This window comes from Maritalea sp., assembly GCF_051251695.1.
Taxonomy (GTDB): Bacteria; Pseudomonadota; Alphaproteobacteria; order Rhizobiales; family Devosiaceae; genus Maritalea.
In genome coordinates, this window is record NZ_JBPOEU010000070.1 from 1 (window position 1) to 3,965 (window position 3,965).

Sequence of the window (3,965 nt, forward strand, 5' to 3'; positions counted from 1 at the left end):
TCTTACCCCCGGCGCGGTTCAAGAAAAACAGATCAAAGAGATCCTTGCTTTGCAGGTGTCCCATTGGGAGCCCTCCTTCAAAGGCAGAGGATCTTTCGCCGGTTTTCCGTGCACCTTACACCCCCGCTGTTCGCCACGAGGCAAGGGTTTGCAGTCGCAACCCCTAAATCGAGAAAGGAACAGGGAAATGCATAAGAACCAAATCATTCACGCAGAGGCCGCAAACGAGTTGAACAAAATGGAGGCAGGGACAGTTGATCTGATCGTGACCGACCCGCCCTATCTGGTGAACTACAAAGACAGAACTGGGCGCACGCTCAAGAATGACGACAATGCGGACGGCGTTTTGCCCGTGTTTGAACCGATGGCGCGGGTGCTTAAAGACAATGCCTACTGCATTTGTTTTTGCGGTTGGTCGGCATTACTGCAATTCACAGCGGCGTGGGAGGCCACAGGGTTTCGGATCGTTGGGCAAATCGTCTGGAAAAAGGGTTATGCGTCCCGCAAGGGATATACAGAGTATCGTCACGAGACAGCTTATGTTTTGGCAAAGGGCAATCCTGCAAAGCCAGCTCATCCCCTCTGTGATGTTCAGGACTGGGTGTATTCAGGTAATAAGCGGCATCCGACAGAAAAGGCGGTTGAGGTTATTGCTCCGCTTATTCGTTGTTTCTCAAAGGTGGGGGATTTGGTGCTTGATCCGTTTTCTGGCTCGGGATCAACGTCAGTCGCAGCAGTTCTGAATGACCGTGATTTTATCGGGATCGAATTGGAAGACGTGCATTGCGATACTGCACGTAGCAGAGTGGCAGGCGCGCAAGCTTATAAAGTAAGGCAGCGCAATCAAACTCAGACTCACCAAGCTCAGGCCAGCCAAACGAAAGAGGTGGCGGCATGAGCAATCAACTTGACCAACTCGGCTTTGACGCGCTGCTGGAAACGGCAGCGCGGGATAACACGGCACATGCATTTGAAAAAGAGACGAGGCATTTTCCGTCTGATTGGGCGGAGGCGATTGCATATCATCGTAGGCAGATTGAATGCCACCACAAGGCGATGCTGGCGACTGATTTTGACGCAGCGATGGCAATCCGAAACGATGCGTATTTACTGGCGAGGAAGCTGAATCGTGGTGCTGCGGGCATTCTCGCCGGAGACGATGCGCCCGGCAGCGTTTTGGCGCGAGAGACTGCTGTGCAGGAGGGCCGCGTGCCCTTGTGGGGGCAATATGGCGTGTTTGCGGTGCAGGCGGCTGGAATGGCACTCAACGTTGAAATGAGTGGAATGTTTGGGTTTGGTGCCATGGCAATGCCCTACCTTGGCTTTTCTGTGCGCGCCGTTGATTGCACCAAGCCATTCCTCAGCGAAACGGGTTTCCGCAGTTTTTTGGACGTGTCTGTGGACCCTCGTATTGGCATGACGCCCGCTGATTTTGTGTGCCGCAGTGTGGAATTGCACGTGGCGAACGAACTCAATGGGACGCTTTTGGGCGTAGCAATGCAATATCGGGAGCGGCAGAGCTAGAGATTGGGCGGACGCATAGGCGTGAAAAAATGCGGCAAACCTAGTGGTTCGCCGCATAAGCCTAGCGGCTTGGTGGGCGCGATGCGATCTCTACCTCGATGGCCTGCAGTGAGAGCAAAGCTGAACGGTGTGTCGCTGATCCTCGCGGGGCAGTGGCAAGCGCATTAAAAGCTTGGCGTAAATGACCTCGCAGTTCAGTCTCGCTGTAAGATACCGCGTTGAAACGAGAAATGAGTTTCATGTAATCCTCCTATGTCAAGGAGGCCCCGAACCACTCAGGGCCTTTCGGCCCGCACACACACATCAAAGGCACTTGATGGTTCGGCTGGTCTGTTCTTAGCCTCGGAGGAATGAACTCTGTTTTGACTTTGAAATGGGGATTGTGCGGCGGATAGGTTAGTGGTGTGGTAATTGATTTATATCCAGTTAGGTGTGTGTAGAGTATTTATAAATACCCCTTTTGACTTTTCGGGAGCATTAATATATACTCGTATATGAAGTGAAAGAGCAGGTATTAATACCCATGAATAGTGTGAAAGACGCAGCGATCAGGCAATATGCCCGCCAACTTGATAGTGTGGCGCAAAAACTTGTAGGCGTATCCAAGCCTAAAGAGGGCTGGATCGCGACGATGCGCAAGGCCTTGGGCATGTCTGCGCCTGAGCTTGCACGGCGCACGGGTGTTACTAAACCAGCGATCTATCAGGCCGAGCGCAAAGAGCGCGCGGGAGGGATTAGCATTCAACACATGGAAAAACTTGCCGAGGCCATGGGCGGGCGGTTTGTTTATGCAATCGTGCCGATGGATAGCGTCAAAGACGTGCTGAACGCGCAAGCCCATAAAGCAGCAGAGCACACTGTGAAACGTGCAAGTGCCCATATGGCCTTGGAGAAGCAATCACTCACCCCTAGGCAGATCAAAGACGAGATCGAGCGGCTCGCCGAAGAGCTCCTGCGAGACCGCCCGAGCGATTTTTGGGAGGCCAAATGATATTTGAAGAGCCAGACGGCGCAACGCCGCTCGATCCCGACGAGATCGCGGGTCTAAAATTTGGACATGTTGCAACACGCGGCGAGCTTGATGAATTGGAGCAGGCAAACATCACGCAAGGTTTGCAGTGGCTAGGGCGGCGTCGCGGCGGTGACATTCTGACGGATGAGTTTGTCCGTCGTCTGCATAAGCGGCTGTTCGGCGAAGTTTGGGAATGGGCTGGTACTTACCGGCTTCGTGAAAAGAACATCGGGATCGATCCGTTTCAGATATCAGTGCAGCTGCGCGTGCTGCTGGATGATGCGCGGTATTGGGCAGGCAATGGCACATACGCACCGCTAGAGGCCGCAGCACGGTTTCATCACCGGATGGTTCAGATTCACCCATTGCCGTCATTCGCTACACTGGCCATCGCTACAATGCAGCTTTCCCTAACCGGCCCTTCGCGGCAACATGCAGCATTCTTCGATTGGCCAAGGCCGATAGAGCGCGTCTTAGCTACATCCTTGGGAGGCGCAACCAATTGAGGCTCAATTCAAGAGGGGTCGCCTACTTCGCGCCGCCCCTTGGACGCGTATTTATCGCTTCAGTAGTCTACTCATACTGATCTCGAAAACGCCGGGGTACTTTGCTCTCGCCGCCACAAACTTGGCAATCTCCGTAGTCGCCTTGCCCTGAACCATCGCAACGCGGACAATCCACCATGTCAAATTGTGCCCAATCCATCTGTTCGGATGCATAATTGGGCATTTGTTTCTCTCCCCCGCAAGCGGGGCAATCAGAACCATCGTAAGATCCATGACCTTCGCAAAGACGACAGTCCACAAGGTCATACTCAGATAGGTCGACATTTACGGCAATACGCGCTTCCAACTCGCGCTCACCGCCACATAATGGACAGTCCTCGCCGTTTTGAATACCTTCACCCCCGCAGACTGGGCAGTTCACGAGGTCATAGTCGGTGGGATCAACCTGCGCTGCAAATCGCCGCTCCATTCGAGATTCGCCGTCACAAAGCTTGCAGGGTTCACCCCGCAAAACTCCATCGCCATCGCAGACGGGGCAGTCTATTTCTTCGAAATCCGACAGATCAGCCTGCTCGGCAAGACTGGCTGGCAAAGCACTCTCACCGTGGCAAAGTGTACAATCATCACCATTTCGGAAGCCATCCCCCTCACAAAGAGGGCAGTCGACCTGTCCTGTTTCCAATAGATAGGTCTCGCGCTCTCTTCCAGCCTCCTCCTGCCACGTGGAGATACTTTTGGGATCTGAGACTTTCGTTTTGGCCGAGACCTTGCCTACCTTCTTGGCAAATTTCTGCTTTGAGACAGCCAACGTGTCGCCTTTGGCTACCTTCACATTCGCAACCTTTTTCGCCGTTTTGGTGAGCGTTTCGAGATCGTTTTCGGCGAGTGCGTTGACGGGTGAAACACGTATGTCGAGTAAAGCG

At 53.5% G+C, this 3,965-nt stretch carries 6 protein-coding genes; 4 read left to right on the plus strand and 2 right to left on the minus strand.

Annotated features, from left to right (window positions below; genetic code table 11):
* The first annotated feature begins 187 nt into the window (after positions 1 to 187).
* Together ACSHWX_RS17925 and ACSHWX_RS17930 are read left to right on the plus strand one after the other, a co-directional pair.
* Positions 188 to 898 (plus strand): DNA methyltransferase, encoded by a 711-nt coding sequence (locus tag ACSHWX_RS17925; RefSeq protein WP_435669576.1) that lies wholly within the window; start codon positions 188 to 190, stop codon positions 896 to 898.
* Positions 895 to 1,524 (plus strand): hypothetical protein, encoded by a 630-nt coding sequence (locus ACSHWX_RS17930; RefSeq protein ID WP_435669577.1) that lies wholly within the window; start codon positions 895 to 897, stop codon positions 1,522 to 1,524. Before ACSHWX_RS17925 ends, ACSHWX_RS17930 begins: the two co-directional genes overlap by 4 nt.
* A 61-nt stretch (positions 1,525 to 1,585) precedes the next feature.
* Here ACSHWX_RS17930 and ACSHWX_RS17935 read toward each other — a convergent pair whose 3' ends face one another.
* Entirely contained in the window at positions 1,586 to 1,765 is a 180-nt protein-coding gene (locus tag ACSHWX_RS17935) for a hypothetical protein (protein ID WP_435669578.1), read from the minus strand.
* A 282-nt stretch (positions 1,766 to 2,047) separates the two neighbouring features.
* On the opposite strand from ACSHWX_RS17935, the gene ACSHWX_RS17940 reads away from it, so the two are divergent.
* Positions 2,048 to 2,515, plus strand: coding sequence for a mobile mystery protein A (locus tag ACSHWX_RS17940; RefSeq protein WP_435669579.1), 468 nt, complete (start codon positions 2,048 to 2,050; stop codon positions 2,513 to 2,515).
* Positions 2,512 to 3,042, plus strand: a complete 531-nt coding sequence (locus ACSHWX_RS17945; RefSeq protein WP_435669580.1) for a mobile mystery protein B — start codon at positions 2,512 to 2,514, stop codon at positions 3,040 to 3,042. The genes ACSHWX_RS17940 and ACSHWX_RS17945 overlap by 4 nt, the downstream gene beginning before the upstream one ends.
* A 67-nt stretch (positions 3,043 to 3,109) precedes the next feature.
* On the opposite strand, the gene ACSHWX_RS17950 is transcribed toward ACSHWX_RS17945, so the two are convergent.
* On the minus strand, positions 3,110 to 3,965 hold an 856-nt coding region (locus tag ACSHWX_RS17950), incomplete at its 5' end, for a hypothetical protein (protein WP_435669581.1).